This is a genomic window from Pseudobacteroides sp. (genome assembly GCF_036567765.1).
In the GTDB taxonomy this organism is placed as follows: domain Bacteria; phylum Bacillota; class Clostridia; order Acetivibrionales; family DSM-2933; genus Pseudobacteroides.
In genome coordinates this window covers 1-22665 of record NZ_DATCTU010000092.1, presented here as the reverse complement: position 1 = coordinate 22665, position 22665 = coordinate 1, and the positions used below count along the sequence as shown (strand labels likewise).

The following is a 22665-nucleotide window of genomic DNA, read 5'->3' as shown; positions in this document are numbered from 1 at the left end:
ACCTTACAACCTCCAATAACTAAATTCAGATGCCAATGCCTCTTCTCTGCTATACAAACCCTTTACATCTATTAGGATACGCCTGTCATTTTTGTATAGCTCTTTGAGATCATTTAGAGATAACGAGCTATACTCATCATGATTTACCGCCACCACAACAGCATCGTATTTATCATTGCCATTTAGATCAACAAGATCTATACCATATTCATGCCTTACTTCGAAAGGATCCGCATTAGAATCGGTAACACAAACATCTATTCCATATTCTTTAAGTTCGTTTACAATGTCAATAACCTTGGAGTTTCTGACATCAGGAACGTTTTCTTTAAATGTTATTCCCATAATCAAAACCTTACTGCCCTTAATCTGGATGTCATTCCTTATTAAAAGCTTTACTGTATTCTCGGCTATATACTTGCCCATTCCATCGTTTATTCTTCGTCCTGCCAGGATAACCTGGGGATGATACCCCAATTCCTCAGACTTATAAGTTAGATAGTATGGGTCTACACCGATACAGTGGCCCCCAACAAGTCCGGGAAAAAACTTAAGAAAATTCCATTTGGTCCCAGCTGCTTTCAGAACCGCCAGTGTATCGATTCCCATTTTATTAAATACTATTGAGAGTTCGTTCATAAATGCTATATTTATGTCCCTCTGGGTATTTTCTATAACCTTGGCTGCTTCTGCTACCTTGATACTTTCAGCCTTATAAACGCCTGCTTTTATAATGAGCTCGTATACCTTAGCAATAACTTCTAGAGATTCATCATCCATACCTGATACTATTTTGATAATATTTTCTACAGTATGAACCTTGTCCCCCGGGTTTATCCTCTCGGGAGAGTAACCAACCTTAAAATCTTTTCCGCACTTAAGGCCGGAGAACCTCTCAAGTATAGGTAGGCAAACATCTTCAGTAACCCCGGGATAAACCGTAGATTCGTAAACCACAATAGAGCCTTTTTTAAGATTCCTTCCAACTATTTCACTTGCACTTCGAACAGGTAACAAATCTGGAGTCTTATCTTTGGCAATTGGTGTAGGCACAGCAACAATAAGAAATCTTGATCCTTTTAAGTCATCCTGGTTGCACGTAAAGTGAATATTGGATGTCTTAAGCTTTTCACTACCAATCTCTTTGGTAACATCAATACCTCGTTTATATGATTCAATCTTTTTTTCACTAATATCAAACCCAATAACGTCAGTCTTCTCGGACAAAGCAACCGCTAATGGCAATCCCACATAACCCAGTCCTATGACAGAAATCTTTTCTTTTCTGTCTCTAATCCGTTCAAATAAATTTTGCACAAAAGCTACCTCCCATAGTCATCAACTGGTATTACATAAACATTACATAAGATTATAACACAATGTTAGCCTTTAGTATTATATCACTTTTTGCTAAACAATTAAAATAAATATGTAAATATAAAATAACCGGCAATATATTTTTATATAGCCGGTCATTTTTATATTTATTTTATATTTCATTTTATATTTTGAATCTTATATTCTCAAATAATCAATAAGCTCCTCTTTTTTTGAAAACCACAAGTATAGTTTTGAGAATAATCTTTATGTCAAGGAATATAGACCACTCATCTATGTACTTGGTATCAAGCCTGACCACTTCGTCAAAATCCATTATACTGCTTCGTCCCGACACCTGCCACATACCTGTCATGCCAGGCTTAATGCTGATCCTTCGACGCTGGTAGTTCTCATATTTACTGACCTCGTCAAGTGTTGGAGGCCTTGTACCCACAAGGCTCATTTCACCTTTTAGTACATTTACAAACTGGGGAAGCTCATCAATGCTGGTTTTTCTAATGAACCCACCTACCTTTGTAATTCTTGGGTCATTTTTCACTTTGAACATGAGCCCGCCTTCAACCTGATTGTACTTTTGCAGCTCAGCTTTTTTCTTTTCTGCATCCACACACATGGACCTGAACTTGTAGAGCTTGAAGGTCCTACCGTTAAGGCCTACTCTATTCTGTGCAAAAATTGCCGGTCCCGGCGATTCGACCTTTATTGCTACAACTGTGAACAGTGCAACTATACTTGTCAGAACTATGCCTATTGAGGCTCCTATAATATCCATCAGCCTTTTTAAAAAAAGTTGTGCTTGATTAAGTGAAACTGAGTCAAATGTAAGCATAGGAAGCGTACCAACGTTGCTTATGTATGTCTTTGCTATTTTTAAATCATATAAATCCAGTATCATTCTTACAGTCAAACCCATTTCTTCACACATCAACACGTACCGCTCAACTTCTCCCAGGTAATCCCTTGGAAGAGCGAATATAACTTCGTCAACTGCATTCTGCTTGATAATAACTTCCAGGTCCTCTATACTCCCCAGCTCATTATGACCTTTCAGGGATTTGCTGTTGGCTTTAACATACCCTAATATGTTTACATTTATTTTGCTCCTGTCAACATATTCCGTAAACTTCTTAGCTACTCTGGGGGTACCGACTATAACAACTCTGGATACGCGATGAAGGCTCATATGTTTTTCCATAGCGGCATACTTATACAGAAACTTTTCTATAAGCAGGGCCAGGACTATACAAACGCTGAACACCGCATATAGAGCTCTGCTAAACAATGTTTCCTTGATAAAAAACATCATAGCGGCTAAAAACAGGTCTGATATAATAGCTGAAAACAATACCACCCTTATAATCTTGTCAAAGTTAAAAAAGACAATTTTTTCATAAATCCTGGAATTCTCCATCAAAAAGAGCCAAATCGGTATGTATACTATTAGTATCCATAAATATTCCTTAAGTCCGCTTAAAGTGGTGTAATTTTTAGTTATCAGATATGAAATAATAAAAGTTAAGGTAATAACTAAAATATCCACTAGTGCTTGAATAATATGGCTTGCCGAAAAAATATTCGCTCTATGCATTACACTTTCCCCCTAAATACCAGATTAAACAACCCGATAATTCTTTGATACAAGCTGAATTAAATAAGTATCTGTTTTTCCCGGAAAGTAAATCGGATAGTAATGTATACGCTGCACGATATGCTCTTTATCCAATAAAAATTGTGCTTTTTATACATTTTACCACATTTACATAATTTTGTAAAATAATTTCCTTTACTTTTTTATCTATAAGTTTTATTCATACCTATAGTAATTGTAATATGCGGATCTGCTATCTATTTTGGTAAGTACAATTCCAACTATTTTCGCATTGATACCAACCAGTGCTTTTATAGCCCTTTTGGACATTTCAATCCTAGTTTGGCCGCTTGCAACTACAACAATTGATCCATCTACGATGCCTGTAAGTATAGCCGCATCGGTAACTTGTCCTACCGGAGGAGTATCTATAAAAATAATATCATACTCACTTTTCAGGCTCTCTATGAACTGCTTCATCCTCTCAGAACTCAGTATTTCGGAAGGGTTTGGTGGTATCGGACCACTGGATATAATAAACAAGTTGTCAATACCTTCCTTTCGCTGAATTACTGATTTCTTTGACTCCTTATCTGTCGCCAAAATATTGGTTAGTCCTTCATTGTTTTTGATACCGAAATAGCTGTGAACTTTTGGCTTACGCAAGTCAGCATCTATAACAAGCACCTTTTTTCCGGACTGTGCAAGGGTTATTGCAAGGTTAACGGTTGTTACAGTTTTACCATCACCTAATGAGGGACTTGTGAGCAAAATAACCTTCATATCCTTATCCACGCTTTTGAATTGAAGATTTGTGCGCAATTCCCTAAAGGCTTCAGATGCTGCTGCCTTAGGATTGTTTGCCGTAATGAGGTTTTTAAGGTATTCCTCCTCAAGCTGCTTTTCATCCTTGGCCTTTTTATTTCCTCTTTTACCACCTTCAAAAGCCGGAACAGTACCGATAACATTCAATCCCAAATGACGCTCAACATCCTCAGGCTTTTTAAATGTATGATCAATAAATTCAAGAAGATATATAAGAGACACACCTAACAGGAGACCTAGAAATCCTGCTAAACCCACATTCATTTTTTTATTGGGTTTAATGGGGTCTTTAGGCTCTTTGGCAGTGTCTATGACCTTTACGTTTTTTACCTCTATGATATCTGAAGCAAGCTGCATTATAATAGTCCCAAGTTCATTAACAACCCTTGCAGCAAGCTTGGGATCATAATCATCATAACTTATTTTAAATATTCTCGAATCCTTTACAGTCGTAACATCTACATTATTTTGAAAAGTCTTTATGTCTACACCTAACTTGGAGTTGATATTTTCAGCAACCAGTCTTGACTTTAATATTTCCCTGTAATCTATAACAAGCTGACTGTTTACCTGTAAGTCCAACAGACTTAAAGCCCCGATCTTATCCTTTTCTTTACCAAGAAACAAAGTGGTCTCTGCTCTGTAAACAGGCTTAAGATAAAATGCTGTAACTGCGTAGGATACTCCTGTCGCTATAACAAGACATATTAGTAATATGTACCATTTCCTTAAAAGTATAAGTATCAGTTCCCTAATGTCTACCTCAATAAAGTCTTTGTTTTCCATTACAGTTCTCCTTCTTCCATATCTAATAATTAAATTCAATCAATATTAGGATTGTTGCTGCAATAAACCTGATAAAATTAATACCTGCTAAACTTTAGTTATATTAAAAATTTGTGCTGCTTTAGGTATATAGCATAATAACAACCTCCCAGTTATATATAAAATTAGTCTATATAATAAAAAACTATAATAAGTAACTATAATAAATAACTATAGTAAATAACTATAAGTATAAAACAGCTCTTTTGCCCTCTCATAATCGGAACCCAATGTTTTTCTCAAATAGTCTTTAATCTGCTGTGTTGCCTCATCGGTCATTCCACTCTGACTGATTCCCTGAACATAACCAATGTCAATCCTTGAATAAATACGCTTTATGTCAGGTATGTCGGAAGGATCAATGTCATTTTTATATTCATCCAATTTTGCATCAATCCAACTTTTAGGTGTATCATTCTTTGGTGTTGCACTAACTGCCGGTTTAATCGAAACATACTGTGAGTTGTTTTTAATATTATCGGAAGGGCTGGCTGTCACTTTAGGGGTATTTATAGGTGTTACAATCGGTGTCCCCTGAGGCAATTTACCTTCCTGATTACCATTAATTCCAGTGCTTTTTGTATTTCTAGGTTTGTTATCTTTACCAGTAGTGTCTTCGCCACTTGCCTTACTATTGATTCTATTCGAACTTATACTTTCAGGAGTATTTAAATTTCCATTTAAATCTTCCTTAGGTGAATTAGTTTGTCTGCTGTTATTGGATTCATTATTTACATTTGGCACATCATTATCTGCAATATATTCAACATTACCTGCATCCCTATTTATAATAACTGGTATAATGAAGCCTACAGATACCGTCAATAAAACAGCAAGTAAAATTATAATAATTTTTTTCATAATAAATCTCCTAATAATCCCCTATATCCTTATGTGAAAAAATAACTTCAAATATATGTTTTAACAGAAATGATCAACATAAAATATCAAAAATAAGTAAAAAATATCAATTATTACTCTATAATTATCGAATAAAATTCTGATTTTGTCAAACTATTATACTTAATAAGTAAAAAACTTATTAAATCTAAAAATTGAATAGTCTTTTTAGGAAAAATACCTTCTCGACAACAGGAGATATACTTTCTACAGAAAGATTGCTTATAACCCTGGAGGGATTAATGCTGATCAATTTTTCAGCATTTTCCTTACCTATCAACTCATCTAAAGTTTTTGTCAGGTATTCTGTTCCCTTAAATCTATCATTAACACAATGCGTATCAGTAGCTATAAAATGGACCAATCCCTTTTTTAGAAGAGTTTCAGCAAAATTTTTTATAGTTTTGCCATATCTGCCTGCTAAACTATCATGATTTACTTGAATTAAAACCCCATTTGATATCAGCTTTTCTATCAGCTTAAAATTTGTATTAATCGTTCTATTTCTCTCAGGATGGGCTAAGATTGGAATATACCCTTCTATCCGAAGTTTATAAAAAGCATCCTCCAAATAAATAGGTATACTGTTAAGGGATGTCTCAATAAGTATATACTTCGAGCCATTCAAAGTAAGAATCTCATTTGACTTAATTAAATCGATAATATCCGGAGTGATGAACACTTCCATGCCTGGTTTAATCTCAATCTGTGGAACCTTTTGCATTAAGACCTTATTAAGCTGGCCAGTCATACTTGTGACAGCAGCTGCATTGGTTTGATACGTACTTCCTACTATGTAATGAGGTGTTGCAACAATACTCTTGACCCCTTTATTCTTTAGCATTTTGCACACTTGTATGGACTCATCCAGTGTCTTTGGACCATCATCTATACCCCACAACACATGGCAATGAATGTCAATCATCTAATCACCTTTATTTCTTTTGTAATAACCATATAAGGGACAGTCCCGCCTGGCCAAATACTCCGATGCTAAGAAATGTCCCTTACTGTTATTTTAAATTATTATGCAAAGTTTATTTTTTTGCACTGAGTGTGATACATTTGTCAATTATAGTCATAACTTCTGCTCTTGTTATTTTCTTATTTGGCTTAATAGTGTTGTCTTCCTTATAACCTTCTATTATAGTTAATTCGATAGCCTTAGCAACATATCCAAGTGCCCAACCTGAGACTGCCTTTGCATCTTTGAATTTAAGTGCAGTGTTCTTTGAAGCCTCATAATTAAATGCTTTCATTGCCATAACAAGGAATTCTTCACGTGTAACTTTATTGTTTGCTTTGTAAGTATTGTCCGGATAGCCTGCCACAATACCTTTTTCCAATGCAACCTGAATGTATCCTTGAGCCCATGTAGGAATGGATTTTATATCTGCAAATTTAAGCTTTGGATCTTTAGCAGGTTCCAAACCTATAGCTTTTACCAATGTTGTAATAACTTCTGCTCTGGTCATATCTAAATCAGGTTTCACTGTTCCATCAGGGTAACCTGCTATAGCACCATTTTCAATCATGCTTATCATTCTTTCCTCAGCCCAGTGATTGAAAATATCCCCGAAAGGTCCATAGCCCGGCTTAACTTCAGGTGGCTCTACAACAACATTTTCTGTTCCAACAATAACAACATATTTTACTTTTGATTTATCCAATGCAGTTACTGTATAGAATACAGGGTTGTTAAAGTTTTTCTTAACTCCAGCCTCAGGTTTGATAGATGCTCCTCTAAACTGGATTTCAGGTTCAACCTTCTTCAGATCCGTACCTGTAGGAACTTTAACGTATATTGTATGAATCTTTTCAAATATTACTCCCTTTGAATTAGCAATTCCTTTAAAGCTGAAAGCTGTAATCTTTTTTTCACTTGGTGCCAATGTAGGTGCAGCAGTCGGCACACTTGTAGGAGTAACAGTTGGTGTTGATGTTGGTGTCGGTGTTGGTGTTTCCAAACCACCTGGAATAGTAGCAGTTGGTTGTGTTGTGTATGATGGCGATGGTGGTGGATTAGATGGTACTGAAGTAGGAATTGGTACAAAATTCAATTTACCATCGTATATATTTTTGTTTTCTTTATTCTCCAAATGTTTCTTAAATTCTTCTATTTCACTACCAACCTCTAACCTATTTAAGGAATTTTGAGCCCTTAAAAGAAAAACATCTATTGAACTATTATTATTAACACCTGTTGGAAGATCTTCCACATAAACCAAAAGGTCTTTTAACAAGTTATTTATAAATGTTTTTTTAACTTCAGTTGTATTTAATTCAAATTTTATTTTTTTAGTATCTCCATCTAAATCAAAAACTGTTGGCACACCAAAATTAGAATGTACTGCTAATGTTTCCAGTACAGTAACTATAAATTTGGTACCATTATCATTATTTATATCTCCAGTTACAATATAATTTATTTTATTTGCTACATTTCTGAACTTAGAAAAATCATTGCTGCTTACTGAATATCCGTGTATTACCATATCTGCAATAAATTCTCTTTTTAGTGGAGACATACCTTTAAAAGTAGTCATCAACATTGTCAAATCATCTTGATTTAAATTTATGTTTAACAATTCATAAATTTTATCTTTTGCTTGTGATGAAGTGAACTCGTCTATTTTTGTTATACAATCTGCTGCTTGAAGCCTTTTATCTTCTGTAACCGCTAATGCTGCAATGATAAATTTCTGAACCCCTGATACTTTAGCTGATAATTCAGGTTCTGTTGCTGATTGTTCCGAATTTGAGTAAGCTGTGATGCCAAGTGAACTAAGTGACAAACAAAGAATAACAACGCAAGACAAGACCCTTTTAGTAATAATTTTGAACATTAAATACTCCCCCTTGTAAACTCTTAAGTATTAGCTAACAAACAAAGGACTAAACTTATTCAATTCTAAAAAAAATCTGCGGAACTTAAGACATACTGCCAAGTTTGTTAAATTTTACTTTTTTCTGAATACTGCTTCTGTAATCAATATATTACGATTATAGCAGAAGCAATATACAAATTCAAGAAAAATAATGGATTAAATATGAAATTTCCCTTAATAACTTGTACTATCATGACCTACTCTTGGCTTTCATCGGAATACATAAAAAACTTCTAAAATCAGAACTCCTTCCGTTTAAATCCAAATCAAATGTGTTAATCATATTTCATTTTTCACTTTTAATATATTTTAACATTTTATATATTTTATTATTAATTATATATTTTAATAACTATTATGCTAAATAAAAAAAGGCCATATGAGGCCTTTCCATTTTTATGTCAGATTCAATCCTTCATTCATGCTGCCTGTACGGTATCCCTTTAAATCCAGTGCAGTATACTTAAATCCTATTTCCTTAAACCTGTTATATATTTTATCTCTAACTTCCTTCTTTATTATTTTTTCAATTTCTTCTTCATAAACCTCTATCCTTGCTATATCACCGTGGTATCTCACTCTGACCTGCCAAAAACCCAAATCTATCAAGAACTGCTCTGCCAAATCCACTTTTTTAAGCCCTTCTTCCGTTATCTTCTCACCATACGGGAATCTTGAGGATAGACATGCAAAAGACGGCTTATTCCATGTTTTTAGCCCCATTTCCTTTGATAATACCCTTATTTCTTCCTTTGTCAGCATGGCTTCTCTAAGAGGGCTCACAACGCCATGCTCCGAGACAGCAATTGATCCAGGTCTGTAATCGCTAAGATCATCATAGTTTGATCCTTCAGCAACATACTTTATATTATTCTCACCTGCAATAACCTTAATTTTTGACATGAGTTCATATTTGCAAAGATAACATCTGTTTGTAGGATTATCGGAAAACCCTTCCACATCAAGCTCTTCCGAAACTATGACCTTATGCCTTATTCCAGAGGAATTAACAAATTCCATAGCCTCATTAAACTCTCTTTCAGGATATGTACTGGAACGGGCCGTTACTGCAAGAACATTATTTCCCAGCACCTCAAATGCTACCTTCAGCAAAAAGGTTGAATCAACGCCTCCTGAAAATGCTATAATGATACTCTCCATATTCTTAAGTTTATTCTTCAATAAATCCAATTTACCATAAATATTCATAGGTTGGTCTCCGTTTAATTATTGATTTTACACGACAAACAATCGCTTATCAGTACTAATCCTATTTGTTTTATATAATATATCAGGGGCATTTGAGTGTCAATACAAATATTTATAGGCTATTTTACCAATTTAATTCCGTATGTGCCAAAGTCGGAAATCGTGCTTGACGTTTCTCCATCCATACAATATGTAATAAATCTGCCAATTACATCGGCTTGTCCCGTATTCGAATCCATTGACACTCCTTCAAGGAAAAACGTAGCAAACCCCAAAACTTTTATGGCTTTCTTACCATTTACAGTAAGAGTATTTACAACCGGAAGAAAAATTACCCTTGGACAGTTAAGGCTATAATTGTAGTAAGAGTCGCTGCATTGGCTTACCATGCTGTTTATACCTGTCTGAGTAGCACCGGCAATATTACCTGTCTCAGTCATTATTATGTCACCAACACTAACGGTTCCGCCATACCCGTTTAATAAATTGTCCCTGTATCTATTGGCACCTGTACCACCTAACTCAATCGGTGCATAATTCCCGGTTGTACCTCCGCCGCCTCCCTGTTTAAGGCTGTACAGCTTGCCATAAATAAACGTTTGCTGGACCACAGCTATAGGCCTTATACCCGTTACTGAAAATATGTTTTCAACCCTTGCCTTAGCAGCAGCCTTGATATTTTTGTTTCTTATCCCCATTATATTTGCAAAATAAAATCTGACATCCTTTGAGGCTGTGACCTCAACCGCTCTGAAATCATAGTCTATATTGCATGAAGCTGTCAAATAATTGCGGTTATTTCTGTAAAGATATTCAAAAGCAGCGTTTTTGGCATTGGTCTTTTCTGTAACCAATTCCTGTGCAGACGCCAATGCCGCTGCATCAACCGCCTTTGACAGTTTTGCCTTTTCCAATGCCACAACACCGATATCAAGGGTTAGAGCAGTAAATCCCAATATAATTGTAATAGTGAGAGTCAGTATAATAAGAGATGATCCTTTTTTGCTTTTAAAAATTCCCATAATGAACCCTCCAGTTTCGGTTACTTATTATATAAATTCGAGTAAACGAATATTATAATAGGGGTATCAATATGGTCCTTTGGAACTACAAAAGGCCCTATCTTTTTTCTGGTTCTATATGCCTAACCAGTAAAGGTAAAAAACAGCAGAAGACTATTTGCAACAACAATCACACTGGTTATTATCCACCCCATTATGTTGGTTATGGGCTTATTTACAAGCTCTCCCATAAGGTCCTTACGCTTTGTAATAAGTAGCATTGGAATTATTGCAAAAGGAAGTATAAAGCTCAATATGACCTGACTTAGGACAAGTGCTTTCATAGGGTTAAAGCCTGACAAAATAATTAGCATAGCGGGAAGCATAGTAACAAACCTGGCTAAATTATCATTTATTTTTATTCCTACAAATCCCTGCATTATTGTCTGGCCTGCCATAGTGCCTACAGCTGAAGATGAAAGCCCCGATGCTATGAGAGCCAGGCCAAAAGCACCGCTTGATGCAACACCTAAGAGAGGGTACAGGGATTTATGAGCCTCCTCAATTGAATTTATAGCCACTCCGTTCTTAAAGAAAACAGCGGCAGATACCAATACCATTGAAGCATTTACAATAAATGCAATATTCATGGCAATTACGATATCCAACCTTTCCAACCTGAAGTGCCTTCTTCTGTCGGCAGCTGTCAAGTCCTTATTTCTATGTTGTACAAGCTGGGAGTGAAGGTATATTACATGGGGCATTACAGTTGCACCAAGCATGCCAACTGCTATAAGCACTGCCTCACTATTAGGCAGTGAAGGTATCAAAAGGTGAACCCCTGCCAGATCCCATTGAGGTTTTGCCAAAAATATTTCTACTGTATACGCTGCACAAATAACTGCCACCAATATAGAAATAATAAACTCAACAGCTCTTTGTCCATACTTTCCTATATACACAATAAAAAAGCTCAAAACAGCCGTAATTATTCCCGCATACACCATAGGTATATTAAACAACAGGTAAAAACCAAGGGTACTGCCAAGAAATTCTGCAAGATTGGTAGCCATTGCAGCCAGCTCTGCCATAATCCAAAAGCACCAGTTTGTTTTTTTGGAAAACACCTTTCCGCACATTTGCGGCAGGTTATATCCTGTAGCAATACCAAGCTTTGCAGACAGGGATTGTAAAAATATTGCCATAAGATTGCTCCATAATATAACCCATAAAAGATTATAATTAAATTTCGATCCTCCGCTTATATTTGTTGCGAAATTGCCCGGATCTATGTAAGCAACACTTATAACGAAGGCAGGTCCGAGAAACTTCAGGATTGACTTGGATTTATATAACTTACTATTATAGTCTGTTATCTGAGTTCTTTGTCTTACAATATGCTCAGCACTAACATCAGCCGTATTAGCACAGCTTTCCTCATACATTATTAACACCTCTTTGTAGCCAAGACTAATATTGTTTACTTAATCTACAATATGTGCAAGAGGTGAAATGTGTTACTTTATGCAAAGTATCAATATTTACAGGCATAATAAAAAAGAAACTTGTTAAAGTTTCCTTTTTATGCCTCATGTATCCATCTATTTGTCTGTTAACTCAAAGAAAATTTCTCATATTGCCGTTTAATTTCCGGATTGGACTCCAGAAACTTATTAAACTTGTCGATCATCTGAAGTGTAACTGAAGAAATATTATGTTCAATTAATTCAGTTTCAATCAATATGTTCTCTTTAACACCGAGGTTACAGAGAAAATTTTCAATAACAGTGTGTCTGCATAGTAAAAACTCTCCAAGTTCCTTTCCACTCTGTGTAAGGAAAATAATCCCATACTTTTTATATTCAATCAAGCCCAATTTGCTTAATTTCTGAACTGCCTTTGTTGCTGACGGAGCTGCCACATTAAGAAGTTCTGCAAGAGTATTTATTCGCATATACCCATCTACCAGAACATTCCTGTATATCATTTCCAAGTAGTCTTCCATGGCGGAAGTAAGCAGTTTTTTGTTATTCATAAGCAGCTGATAGCCGCGGACAGTATGAAATTTTGATTCTTCCTCCATAAAATCACTACCTTATGTAATAAACTAATATTAAACATATTACATCTTATAGAATAATGCAGATTAGCCCTCCGCTGCCTTCATTAATAATCTTGGTCAGCGTCTCCTGAAGCTTTAATTGTGCATCCTCAGGCATCTTGCCCAGCTTATTGTTAAGTCCTTCAGTTACCAGATCATGAAGTGATTTTCCAAATATATTGGATTCCCACAGTTTTTCCGGATCACTTTCAAACTCTTTAAGCAAATAATTGACCAATTCTTCTGATTGCTTCTCAGTTCCCACCAATGGAGCTATTTCAGTCTCAATATCTGCACGTATCATGTGAACGGAAGGAGCACTTGCCCTCAGCTTTACTCCAAAGCGGTTACCCTGCTTTATTATTTCAGGTACCTCCAGAGATAACTCGTCAAGTTTAGGTGCTACTACACCATATCCCTTCTCCTTAACTTCATTTAATGCATCTTCCAGCCTGTCATATTCCTTCTTTACTCTAACCAGCTCTTTCATTATTCCGATCAATCTATGTTCGCCTTCTATTTCCATACCCGATGCTTCGCTCAGAGTGCTGTAAAACAATCCGTCTATTGCACAAATTTCTACTGCCACACTTCCATCTCCAAGATTGATTCTCTCAATTGAAGCTTTTTTGACAAATTCATAATTCTCAAACATTGCCATATTGTTTTTAAGCTCTCTCATCTTTCTGACATCAACAAATATGTCTTTCACTGCATTGATCATGTCTGCCTTTATCCTGTTGCAATCCTCTAGTGTCTCAATCCAAGCCGGAATGTTAATACCTATTTCAGTTACAGGGAATTCATACAAAATCCTTTCCAATATAACGCTTATATCTTCAATACGAAGCTGTGCACAGTTAACATTAACAACAGGCACTTTGTATTTTTCTTCTAATTCTTCTTTTAATCTGACAGTTTCAGAATCGTAAGGCTTAACTGAGTTTAAAACAATTACAAAAGGCTTGTTGATTTCCTTAAGCTCATTTATAACTCTTTTTTCAGTTTCGATATACTCTTCTCTTTCAAGATCGGTTATTGTACCGTCGGTAGTAACAACGATACCTATGGTGGAGTGTTCATTAATTACTTTCCTTGTACCGATTTCTGCCGCTTCTCCAAAAGGAATCTGGTAATCATACCACGGTGTAGTAACCATACGGGGAGCATTGTTTTCAAGATACCCTAATGCACCTTTAACCAAATATCCTACGCAATCAATCAATCTTACTTTTAATTGGATATTCTCATCAACTACAATTTCAACAGCTTCGTTAGGTACAAACTTAGGTTCAGTGGTCATAATAGTACGACCTGCTGCACTCTGGGGCAGCTCATCTCTAGCTCTTTCCTTTTGGTATGAATTTTCTATGTTGGGTATAACCAATAAATCCATAAACTTCTTAATAAATGTGGATTTACCGGTCCTTACTGGTCCTACTACTCCCAGATATATGTCACCCTGTGTTCTTTCAGCTATATTCTGATAAATGTTGTATTTCTCCAAACCCAATCCCCCCTACATAATTTACATATAAGCTATGCTTACTTAGTACTTTGTCTGTATAAATATATGCATGTTATTACGTTATATTACAAAATTATGTGGAAAATGGTTTTATGTTTTTTATACATTTTAATGTTTCTTTTATATTACATAATTATGCCTTATATTGATTTTGGTAATTTCCCATGATATTATATACATATTATTTATTTCCTGTAAATAATTTATAGCTTATTGCAGTTTTTACCTCTTACTCACCGCTTTTAGAGCGGTCTTTTTTTATGCCGGATCAGTATTTCAAAACCTTATAAAACACAAATGAAAACAATAAAATAGAGTTTAACAAAAAGACAGAACTCTCTGCAAAGCTTCCCAAAAGCAGGTAAGCAAGGAAAACACCCATAATCCTTCCTGCATTATTTATTACATCTCCAATGCTCATTACCCTGGCCATATAATTTTTATTTATTGATGATTGCAGCTTTGTTCCTATTAAGATGCTGCAAAATGCAAGTATTGTTCCCTCAAAGAACTGAAGGGCCAATATAAAATTCAAATTTTTTGTTATGCTGTAAAAAAACCAGATCCAGGAGATTGTGATTACCGATATGATTATATAAACATCCATTCTTTTATTAATTTTTTTATTCAAAACAAAAGCAAGGAACATTGCCAAAAAGTTTGTACCGTTAAAAACCGATATCATAAGCCCCCACTGCTTTTCAGTGATTTTCAGGGTGTCGAATACAAAGGGGAAAAAAGCAATGTTTATAGATGCACCTGTTGAGCATATTACAGTACTTAATATTATAAGGTTCTTTATCTCCGGAACACTAAAAAAGTACTTTATGCCTCCCTTTATATCGGAAAGTACTCCTCCGAATTTGTTTGATTTTACCCTGCCGGTATAATCGTGTATATTTTTGCTTTTAACAATAAGTATTAACGCCGCAGAAAGAACATATGAAAAGCAATTTACATAGAAGGCTATATCGGCACCTAAATTTACTACAGCAAATCCTGCCAATATGGGACCAATAAGAAATGCTATGCCAGATACACCCATCATTAGCGAATTTGTGAAGAGCAGCTCCCTTTCCTTTACTACACATATAATTAATTTCCTCTTTGCAGGGTTATAGACTATATCCAGCATAGATAAAAGAAACAGCAATAAATACAGCTTTTCAGAGCTGCTATGACCTATAAACAGCAGTGCAATGCCGCCCCTTACTATATCCATTATTACACATACATACTTTGCTTTAAACCGGTCTCCAAGGTATCCTGCAAAAGGAGATAGCAACAGGCTTGGCAGTTGGGATAATATTATTCCAATAATAGCAGATAAGCCAGACCCTGTTACCTTAACCAGCATTGTAGTTGAAGCTATAAATTGGAAAGCATCACCTATATTGGAAATTCCCTGACCTAGCAATATCATCATGAACGATTTGTTTTCAAGTAGACTTTTTAGATTCGTATTAATAATAGCATCTCCCATGTCTTTAAAATAATTAATCATTTGATACTTTATATTCTTATTTTTGATAGTCAACCTTTATTACCATTTTGGTTCATTTGGAATATTGCTGATGTTTTTATCATATTCTCTCAATATACTAATGAATAACGGATAAAGGATATATAAGTATGAGAAGAAAAGGCACGGGGGAAAAGAATATGTCAGTTTTTTTTCTAGCATTATTCGGAATGATATGCTGGGGTGTTGCTCCTATTTTTGCAAAGGTTGGGCTTCATAATACCAATCCCACTGCAGGTTTGGCCATAAGAACTTTGTTCGCTGCCGGTTTAATCTCCAGTTGGGTTATATGCAGCGGTTCCCTATCGCAGCTTAAAAGCATTTCCGGAACATCATGGGTTCTAATAGGAATTGAAGCTATTCTTGCAACTCTGGTAGGCGACTTGGCTTATTTTGCTGCAATCAAGAAGGGTGAAGTTTCATTTGTTACAATAATAATGTCTAGTTCCCCCCTTGTTACACTATTCTGTTCAACTATTTTCCTAGGCGAGCAGCTTACCCTGATGAGAGTAGGCGGTGCTCTTCTCATTTTGCTGGGTATAATACTTATAATGTAGATTATGGTGTAGTATACACCATAATCTACTAGACATAAACAAAAAAGCTAACAGCATACCTTTTATGATTTGCTGTCAGCTTTTACACTGCTTTTAATATAAAAATTTATTAATCTTACTTTTTATTTATTAAGGGTTTCAGAGAATTTAACTTTATAGTTTGACAAAGAAGTTCCATCCCAATTGAAAAGCATTGTTCCTTCTTTTGCATTTGTCATTGCCTTTGAGTTTTCAAAGCTTATTGTAGCAGGCTGCTTCTTTAATACCTTAAACGTAAATACCGCTATTGAACCTGTTGATTCTGAAACTTTGCTGTTTTTATATCCCTCAATATTCATGTATGTAGTTCCATAAGTTATAGTTCCTTTGTCTTTATCAGGAATTGCAGGCATATTTACAGGCGAGAACTTTCCCTTAAGAAGGGTCCCTTCATCCGGAAGAGATTGATCCGAGAAGGCACCGTTTGTTGTAGTATCTATAGGTTGCAATACTTCAGGATCGTATTTTAGGTTTATCTGGTATCCAGCAAATCCGTAGAAATCTTTAACATTAATAGTTGCCTTAACCAAATCTCCAACCTCTGCCACGGCTTTATCCAGTGTAATATAGATTTCTGGCATTTCAATATTTATCTTCTTGGTTTTCGCATCCCACAAAACACCCATTTCCAATGCTTCACTAACAAAGCGAAGAGGCACATATGTACGGCTGCCTGTGATCTTAGCAGGAACATCCAGTTCAACTTGTCTTCCGTTGACTTCAGCTTTAGGAGCACCAATCACCAATTTTATAGTTTTTGTGTTATTTACTGTACCGTTAGTTCCATCAACACTGTTTGTATCTGAAGCACCTGAATTTTCTTTTGTTATGGTAACTGTCCTGGTTGCATTATCCCAGCCAACATCCGCACCCAAAGCTTCTGCAATAGCTCTGAACGGAACCAGCGTCCTTCCGTTTTCAATGAATGGAGCCGCATCTTTAAAATCCAGCTTGTCCCCCATTACGAAAACTGTAATTTGCGAGCTTGCAGAAAAAGCAACTAAACTTAATGACAAAATTGCAAAAACAAGAAATACAGAAGTGATCCTTTTCATATAACCTCTCCTTTAGATTTATTAAATTAACATTTGGATAAAAAGACTAGTAATATAATTTTATCATTAAATTGCTACTAAATCAACAAAATAAAGACGTCAATTTACATCCAGCATCTAATTATCCAATGCCTTGAACCTTAGGAATTCTTAATCTTCAATCTTATTTATCTTCTTGACCCAGCCCTGCTCTTCCGCGAATTTTCTAAACCGTATCGACATTTTGTCGAACATCCTGATAATCTTTACACAAAGCATCTTAATCCACTTGGTAAAAATTATTCTTTTGAGTCTGAAGAATTTTGCTTTTCTCTTAGACCGGATATCCTGGATAAGATTTAATCCAATGGATTTTGCCTTTTCTTTAAGCTCTTCATTGTCAGCAAGATCTCCCATAACCACTTTATCTACAGTACTTTCATAAAACAAACCTGATACTATACCATTACCCATAAAGCTACTGTGTCCTAATGTAGCACAAAATTTTGCTATCTTTTTACTATTGCTTACAGCACTTGAAGACACCCCGACTATATATTTATTCTCGAAAAACCTATTATTAACACATGTAAATGCTATTCTGTTTATAAATATTTTGATAGGTACAGTGGGTTTACCACTATAGTATGGACTGCCTATAACAATACCGTCAGCATCAAGCATTTTTGCCTTTAACTGCATAAAATCATCTTCCTCACCCTGACAGTACTCACAATCCTTTAAATTTTTTATGCATGCAGAGCATTCCCCTACAACATAGTCCTCCATATGCAGACTTTCACATTGAGCACCTGCTTCCTTACATACATCTAATACCATCTCAATCAGTTTTGCTGTAGAACCGTTCCTATTTGGACTACCGTTTATAGCAAGAATTTTCATCTATTTCCTCCAGTTGATATGTTTACTTAACTGCTTGTTTCTATTTCATTAATCAACTAAACAACCGCTCTAATAATCCTAAGAAACTCCCCGCATGAATAACCAATCAAAAAATAATCAAAAAAATACATTATAGATATCGAATAAAACTATATTATAGATAAGACTTTGCGTCGTTTTTTTAATAATTCTATATAATTATATCAATAACCCCCATTAACTTCAACAAATAATTGGGAGATTCGACCCGCAAAACAACATTTTTGCCTTATATTAACAAATTCATCGATTTTAGCCGGATTTCATGTAGATTTAATCATAATACTATTATCACACTTTTTGCAAGTCTTATTTTTCACTTTTTCTTCCTAATTTCATGCAATATAAATGTAAAATTTAAGGGAGTGATACTATGTCTTTTCCAAACATTCCAAATATAACTCCAAAAATTGATACAAACAAAAATAATACTATCAATCTACTGTTAGATTCAATAGTATTTGAAGAGCTTGGTTTGGCACACATAATTAATGCTGAGGCTGAAAAGATTCAGTATGTTTTAGGCCCAAAACAGCCTTTGGCCTAGGTATTGGAGAATAAAGGAAAATTAAAATTTTAGTAGAATATAATCTTTTGAGAGTTAAAGTTATTCAAGTAAGTACACATACACTTGTGCTATTAACGGGGTAAGTCTGTATGCCGTAGTTGCCAAATTGGGGTATGCTGCATAAAATTTTGCATTTTACTGCACAAGTCTAAAGAAATAATATGAAAAATTTATTCACACTTAACTAATATGGATATTATATATGGATTGGAATATGGATTAACTACTTATTAAAACTTTGCAAATCCCCTCAAAAATCCAACGGAAAGACAGTAATTCTTCTTCTGAAACCACAGGCATAAAAGCAGGTCATATCTACTTAGCTCAAAAAAACCTACTCATCCAGGTTAAATGTTACTTTATCATTTCCCAACAAGGTTTTGACATCAAGCTTTAAGCCTTTAGCTTTCTCGGGTATTTCATAAGCCAAACCGCCCCTCATTTCTCCTTTCACAGCTATACTTCCATCTAATTGCTCGAGTTGATCCTCTTCCATTTCTACCAGGCCACCAACTGATATATTAAATATTTTACCTTTAGAGTCATAAAGTGCAAACAATAGAATAGAGCTTACCGCCATTTCTTCCTTGCTGTTGTTCTTTATTGTCATGTCAATTGTGTAATAAACATTTCCGTTCTTTGCAGAAAAAAGCTTACCCTTACTTTTCTTAATAGCATTTACAGTATATATTACATTTTGAAAGCTAACTGATTTGCCAACTTTAACCCATACATGCTGGGTTCCTTTTGAGGTCTCTGATTTTTGAGTATTTTTTGAATTAGCAGTTGTTGATGCTACATTTTGGGGCGTAGTAGAACTAGCGGCTAAGGATGAAGGGACTTCCGTTATTTTACTATCACATGCAGTAGAAGCCGTGACAATTAATATCATCAAAATCACCATAATAAATTTTCGCATGATTTCCCACCCCCCAATATGTGTAAATTCATCTTTCTTCCTAGTGTTATCTCAACTTAAGCTACTTTGAAACAAACAAGAAGAACTCATTATTTGGGATATAATTTTTTACATTAACTTGAATTAGTTGATTGATTAAGTTAAGTCAAGTTGAACGTAACGAGCCGGCTATGGTATTCGCTATTCTCAACTTGACTTACTTATACACAAAATTTCATTAATTTATACTTGAAAGTAAAGAGATTAAGCTGTTATTGCTTTTGGTTTCACAAAGAAGCCCAATATTCCTCCAAGTATTAACATAAAAGTAAATACTAGAGTAATGGCTGTAAAAAATACTGGAATAATGCCTGTAATAATAATTATTATTGCACTTATCTTACCTAATCTCCGCAGGAGAAATACTGATATCAATGCAATAATTCCACATAATATCAAAGCATATCCGCAGTTCCTAGCTTTTTCAAGCTCCTTCATTTCTGATGATATGTCTAAACCTAACTCTTTTGATGTCTCACTCAAAGATGCGAGTTCTTGCTTGCTACCATTGTAATCCGATACCCATTTAGCTCCCAGCCCTGCAGATACCAAAGAGCCTAAAATTACAATAATTATCACCGCTATCCTCATACTAGAACCTCCTAATTAATTGTAGTTAATCCTTGCTTTTATTTTATCAATTCCACCCCGTAAGCAACAATCCGATATAAAAGCGAATTTCTCATCAACTTTTTACCTCATTTGAGGTATTTTTGAACCCTTTTGAGCAATTATTTCACTATTACTTTATTACTGCATTTTTCTTGGAGATTTTTATAGGTGCATCCTTTATAAAAATGTATGGCGAACCGTATTTTCCTCCGCCTTTGTATGTACATACAAATTTGATTTCAGTATAGTAGCACCAGCCGTCTTTTGCCTCGTAAAGTAGCCAGGTATAATGACTACTTATCTTTTCTGTAGGTATTCCATAATCATTCTTTTCAATCATCCATTCGGAGCCCATTTTCCCATCAAGATTTACTATTTTTATAATGTTTTTCAAGTTGGGAAACTTTTTCTTAACAAGTTCCTTTATCTTTGTATCACTCAGTGAAGCATCCTTATAGGGCACATGCTTTTGTTTGAAATAACCAGGAAGCTTTCTGATATTTGCCTGATTGTCTTCAACCCTTTTTACGGCAGCAGCAACCTTTTTGGTTACCTTACTTTTGTCCGAATCTGACCAGTTTAATACAAACTCACCTCTTGCAATATAATTTCTATCCTCATAATCAGAGTCAAGTTGTATCCTGACATTATTCTTTCCTGACTTTAAAATCGGGTAGATTACATCATACCAGCTGTTCAAATTTAATGCAGTAGATTTTGTAGGATCAGGCATTATTTCAAAAGGCACACTTGCCTTATTTGAATTGTAATCCGCTTTCTTAATATATACATATGCTTTTGAAGATGTATAGTTATTTTGTTTCATATCAACCATACACTGTGCATAAAGAGTAATATATTCTGCACCTTCAATTGTAACGGTTTTTGCATTAGAGCCCAGGGCTGTTTTTATTCCATTAGTAAAATTCGCCACCCCGTATATATTTTCGCTGCCTGAAAAAGTTGTTTTATATTCTTTATCAGAAGTCTTTCCCGGAACTATTGGGGTACTTGAAAACTTTATGTTATCAAGTATATTTAGTACAGGCGTCTGGGCCTTTTCTCGTGATTCATTTAGTGTAACTATAGTTTTTGCTATTTCTGCTTTTTTATCTTCTGCAGGCTTATAACTTCCAAGATTCAGTAAAACACCATCAATATAATAATTTATTTTTTTGAAATAAACGTCTGCATCCTGAGGAAATTCATTACCAAATAAATCTGATCCTGTATCTTCACCTGATTGATCCATTTCTTTAGCCCTTTTTTCCGCTTCCGATGCTATTATCTTATTTTCTTCATCAAATGTTTTAGATATTTCTTTAATACCTGCATCAATTTCACCACTTAATGTTTTTTCGTAAAACTCCCTAAGCGTGTCACCAAATGTCAATAGTTGCTCATATTTTGAATTTATTGAATCTACTTCATCGTTTTCCTTTGCATACTCGTCTAGGACCTCTTTAACCTTGTACTTTGGGTCATTAAGATACTTTGAAACCTCCTGATACTGCAGATAATTCGAATACTTATAGTACTCATCCGCACCAATATTGAAGGCTTGCTCACCAATAACTTTGGATGAGTAATTATTAAAGTTAGTAAGTAATTCCAGCAGACCTTCAACATAAGCTGTCTTGTCTGCATCCGGGTCGAGCTTGAATACTGACAGATCAATCATCCATGATTTGTCAATGTCTGAGCTTTCCGCCCTGACTACCATTCCTCTACTTACACCAATTAACAGAGTTAAAGTCAAAATCAATGATAATAACTTACAATCATTACGTTTATTTGACATAAATATATCACTCCTTCAAATTAATTTGTGGTTACCCTAGCTTTTATTTTATCAATTTCACCCTTAAGTAACAATCCGACATAAAAGGGAATTCCGCATATTTTAACTACCTCATTTGTGGTATATTTACATATAAAAAAACACTGCTTTTCAGCAGTGTTTTTACAGAATACTAACTTCCTTTAATAACCTCTGTAATGTGAAACTCTTTAAACTTGAATGGAGTTAATATATTGTTTTTTTGTTTTATGTTATTCAATTTGTACAAGACTTCAGTCCTGCTAGTAGAGCTTGTCCTATCTTCCGTAGAATTTCGGTAGCTTAGTTTCACTTCATTTTTCTCATCCTGCTGACTGTTTACCATGCTCTTCCACCTTTGAAATGCTATTAATAAGGATTGGAAGTAGTTTATATCCCTTAATACGA

At 35.0% G+C, this 22665-nt stretch carries 20 protein-coding genes; 2 read left to right on the top strand and 18 right to left on the bottom strand.

Annotated features, from left to right (window positions below):
• Positions 1-3: 3 nt before the first annotated feature.
• From VIO64_RS14100 to VIO64_RS14045, 12 genes are all read right to left on the bottom strand, one after another.
• Positions 4-1317: a nucleotide sugar dehydrogenase gene (locus tag VIO64_RS14100; protein ID WP_331919306.1), complete on the bottom strand. Its 1314-nt coding sequence runs from the start codon at positions 1315-1317 to the stop codon at positions 4-6.
• 214 nt (positions 1318-1531) lie between these two features.
• Positions 1532-2929, bottom strand: a complete 1398-nt coding sequence (locus VIO64_RS14095; protein WP_331919304.1) for a sugar transferase — start codon at positions 2927-2929, stop codon at positions 1532-1534.
• Positions 2930-3145: 216 nt separating this feature from the next.
• Positions 3146-4540, bottom strand: coding sequence for a polysaccharide biosynthesis tyrosine autokinase (locus VIO64_RS14090; protein ID WP_331919302.1), 1395 nt, complete (start codon positions 4538-4540; stop codon positions 3146-3148).
• Between the two features lie 210 nt (positions 4541-4750).
• Positions 4751-5440, bottom strand: a complete 690-nt coding sequence (locus tag VIO64_RS14085) for a hypothetical protein (RefSeq protein ID WP_331919300.1) — start codon at positions 5438-5440, stop codon at positions 4751-4753.
• Positions 5441-5627: 187 nt separating this feature from the next.
• Positions 5628-6404, bottom strand: coding sequence for a tyrosine-protein phosphatase (locus tag VIO64_RS14080; protein WP_331919298.1), 777 nt, complete (start codon positions 6402-6404; stop codon positions 5628-5630).
• Positions 6405-6516: 112 nt separating this feature from the next.
• Entirely contained in the window at positions 6517-8325 is a 1809-nt protein-coding gene (locus VIO64_RS14075) for an S-layer homology domain-containing protein (RefSeq protein ID WP_331919296.1), read from the bottom strand.
• 438 nt (positions 8326-8763) lie between these two features.
• The gene (gene larE / locus VIO64_RS14070; RefSeq protein ID WP_331919294.1) at positions 8764-9576 is read right to left on the bottom strand and encodes an ATP-dependent sacrificial sulfur transferase LarE; all 813 of its coding nucleotides are present in this window, start codon (positions 9574-9576) and stop codon (positions 8764-8766) included.
• 119 nt (positions 9577-9695) lie between these two features.
• Positions 9696-10598 (bottom strand): pilus assembly protein TadG-related protein, encoded by a 903-nt coding sequence (locus VIO64_RS14065; protein ID WP_331919292.1) that lies wholly within the window; start codon positions 10596-10598, stop codon positions 9696-9698.
• Between the two features lie 122 nt (positions 10599-10720).
• Entirely contained in the window at positions 10721-12022 is a 1302-nt protein-coding gene (locus VIO64_RS14060; protein ID WP_331919290.1) for an Nramp family divalent metal transporter, read from the bottom strand.
• A gap of 167 nt (positions 12023-12189) precedes the next feature.
• On the bottom strand, positions 12190-12660 hold the full coding sequence (locus tag VIO64_RS14055) for a metal-dependent transcriptional regulator (RefSeq protein ID WP_331919288.1): 471 nt from the start codon (positions 12658-12660) through the stop codon (positions 12190-12192).
• A 46-nt stretch (positions 12661-12706) separates the two neighbouring features.
• Positions 12707-14185, bottom strand: coding sequence for a stage IV sporulation protein A (gene spoIVA, locus VIO64_RS14050; protein ID WP_331919286.1), 1479 nt, complete (start codon positions 14183-14185; stop codon positions 12707-12709).
• 289 nt (positions 14186-14474) lie between these two features.
• Positions 14475-15710 carry an MFS transporter gene (locus VIO64_RS14045; protein WP_331919284.1) on the bottom strand — a complete coding sequence of 412 codons (1236 nt, stop codon included), beginning with the start codon at positions 15708-15710 and terminating at the stop codon, positions 14475-14477.
• Between the two features lie 158 nt (positions 15711-15868).
• On the opposite strand from VIO64_RS14045, the gene VIO64_RS14040 reads away from it, so the two are divergent.
• Positions 15869-16285, top strand: coding sequence for an EamA family transporter (locus tag VIO64_RS14040; protein ID WP_331919282.1), 417 nt, complete (start codon positions 15869-15871; stop codon positions 16283-16285).
• Positions 16286-16407: 122 nt separating this feature from the next.
• On the opposite strand, the gene VIO64_RS14035 is transcribed toward VIO64_RS14040, so the two are convergent.
• Together VIO64_RS14035 and VIO64_RS14030 are read right to left on the bottom strand one after the other, a co-directional pair.
• Positions 16408-17379, bottom strand: a complete 972-nt coding sequence (locus VIO64_RS14035; RefSeq protein WP_331919280.1) for a stalk domain-containing protein — start codon at positions 17377-17379, stop codon at positions 16408-16410.
• 150 nt (positions 17380-17529) lie between these two features.
• Positions 17530-18261, bottom strand: a complete 732-nt coding sequence (locus VIO64_RS14030) for a flavodoxin family protein (RefSeq protein ID WP_331919278.1) — start codon at positions 18259-18261, stop codon at positions 17530-17532.
• A gap of 412 nt (positions 18262-18673) precedes the next feature.
• Here VIO64_RS14030 and VIO64_RS14025 point away from each other — a divergent pair, with 412 nt between their 5' ends.
• Positions 18674-18847, top strand: coding sequence for a hypothetical protein (locus VIO64_RS14025; RefSeq protein ID WP_331919276.1), 174 nt, complete (start codon positions 18674-18676; stop codon positions 18845-18847).
• Between the two features lie 355 nt (positions 18848-19202).
• On the opposite strand, the gene VIO64_RS14020 is transcribed toward VIO64_RS14025, so the two are convergent.
• The 4 genes from VIO64_RS14020 to VIO64_RS14005 form a co-directional block, all read right to left on the bottom strand.
• On the bottom strand, positions 19203-19787 hold the full coding sequence (locus tag VIO64_RS14020) for a DUF4352 domain-containing protein (protein ID WP_331919274.1): 585 nt from the start codon (positions 19785-19787) through the stop codon (positions 19203-19205).
• A gap of 243 nt (positions 19788-20030) precedes the next feature.
• Complete coding sequence (locus tag VIO64_RS14015; protein WP_331919272.1) at positions 20031-20417, bottom strand: hypothetical protein; 387 nt, start codon at positions 20415-20417, stop codon at positions 20031-20033.
• Positions 20418-20568: 151 nt separating this feature from the next.
• Entirely contained in the window at positions 20569-22239 is a 1671-nt protein-coding gene (locus VIO64_RS14010; RefSeq protein ID WP_331919270.1) for a hypothetical protein, read from the bottom strand.
• Positions 22240-22411: 172 nt separating this feature from the next.
• Positions 22412-22665, bottom strand: a 254-nt coding sequence (locus VIO64_RS14005) for a hypothetical protein (RefSeq protein WP_331919268.1), incomplete at its 5' end; no start/stop codon positions are given.

Coding starts and splice junctions, on each gene's coding strand:
- VIO64_RS14065 (WP_331919292.1), bottom strand. CDS start 10,598: ATGGGAATTTTTAAAAGCAAAAAAGGATCATCTCTTATTATACTGACT.
- VIO64_RS14035 (WP_331919280.1), bottom strand. CDS start 17,379: ATGAAAAGGATCACTTCTGTATTTCTTGTTTTTGCAATTTTGTCATTA.
- VIO64_RS14040 (WP_331919282.1), top strand. CDS start 15,869: ATGTCAGTTTTTTTTCTAGCATTATTCGGAATGATATGCTGGGGTGTT.
- VIO64_RS14030 (WP_331919278.1), bottom strand. CDS start 18,261: ATGAAAATTCTTGCTATAAACGGTAGTCCAAATAGGAACGGTTCTACA.
- larE (WP_331919294.1), bottom strand. CDS start 9,576: ATGAATATTTATGGTAAATTGGATTTATTGAAGAATAAACTTAAGAAT.
- VIO64_RS14015 (WP_331919272.1), bottom strand. CDS start 20,417: ATGAGGATAGCGGTGATAATTATTGTAATTTTAGGCTCTTTGGTATCT.
- VIO64_RS14075 (WP_331919296.1), bottom strand. CDS start 8,325: ATGTTCAAAATTATTACTAAAAGGGTCTTGTCTTGCGTTGTTATTCTT.
- VIO64_RS14080 (WP_331919298.1), bottom strand. CDS start 6,404: ATGATTGACATTCATTGCCATGTGTTGTGGGGTATAGATGATGGTCCA.
- VIO64_RS14020 (WP_331919274.1), bottom strand. CDS start 19,787: ATGCGAAAATTTATTATGGTGATTTTGATGATATTAATTGTCACGGCT.
- VIO64_RS14090 (WP_331919302.1), bottom strand. CDS start 4,540: ATGGAAAACAAAGACTTTATTGAGGTAGACATTAGGGAACTGATACTT.
- VIO64_RS14060 (WP_331919290.1), bottom strand. CDS start 12,022: ATGTATGAGGAAAGCTGTGCTAATACGGCTGATGTTAGTGCTGAGCAT.
- VIO64_RS14025 (WP_331919276.1), top strand. CDS start 18,674: ATGTCTTTTCCAAACATTCCAAATATAACTCCAAAAATTGATACAAAC.
- VIO64_RS14010 (WP_331919270.1), bottom strand. CDS start 22,239: ATGTCAAATAAACGTAATGATTGTAAGTTATTATCATTGATTTTGACT.
- VIO64_RS14055 (WP_331919288.1), bottom strand. CDS start 12,660: ATGGAGGAAGAATCAAAATTTCATACTGTCCGCGGCTATCAGCTGCTT.
- VIO64_RS14085 (WP_331919300.1), bottom strand. CDS start 5,440: ATGAAAAAAATTATTATAATTTTACTTGCTGTTTTATTGACGGTATCT.
- VIO64_RS14045 (WP_331919284.1), bottom strand. CDS start 15,710: ATGATTAATTATTTTAAAGACATGGGAGATGCTATTATTAATACGAAT.
- VIO64_RS14095 (WP_331919304.1), bottom strand. CDS start 2,929: ATGCATAGAGCGAATATTTTTTCGGCAAGCCATATTATTCAAGCACTA.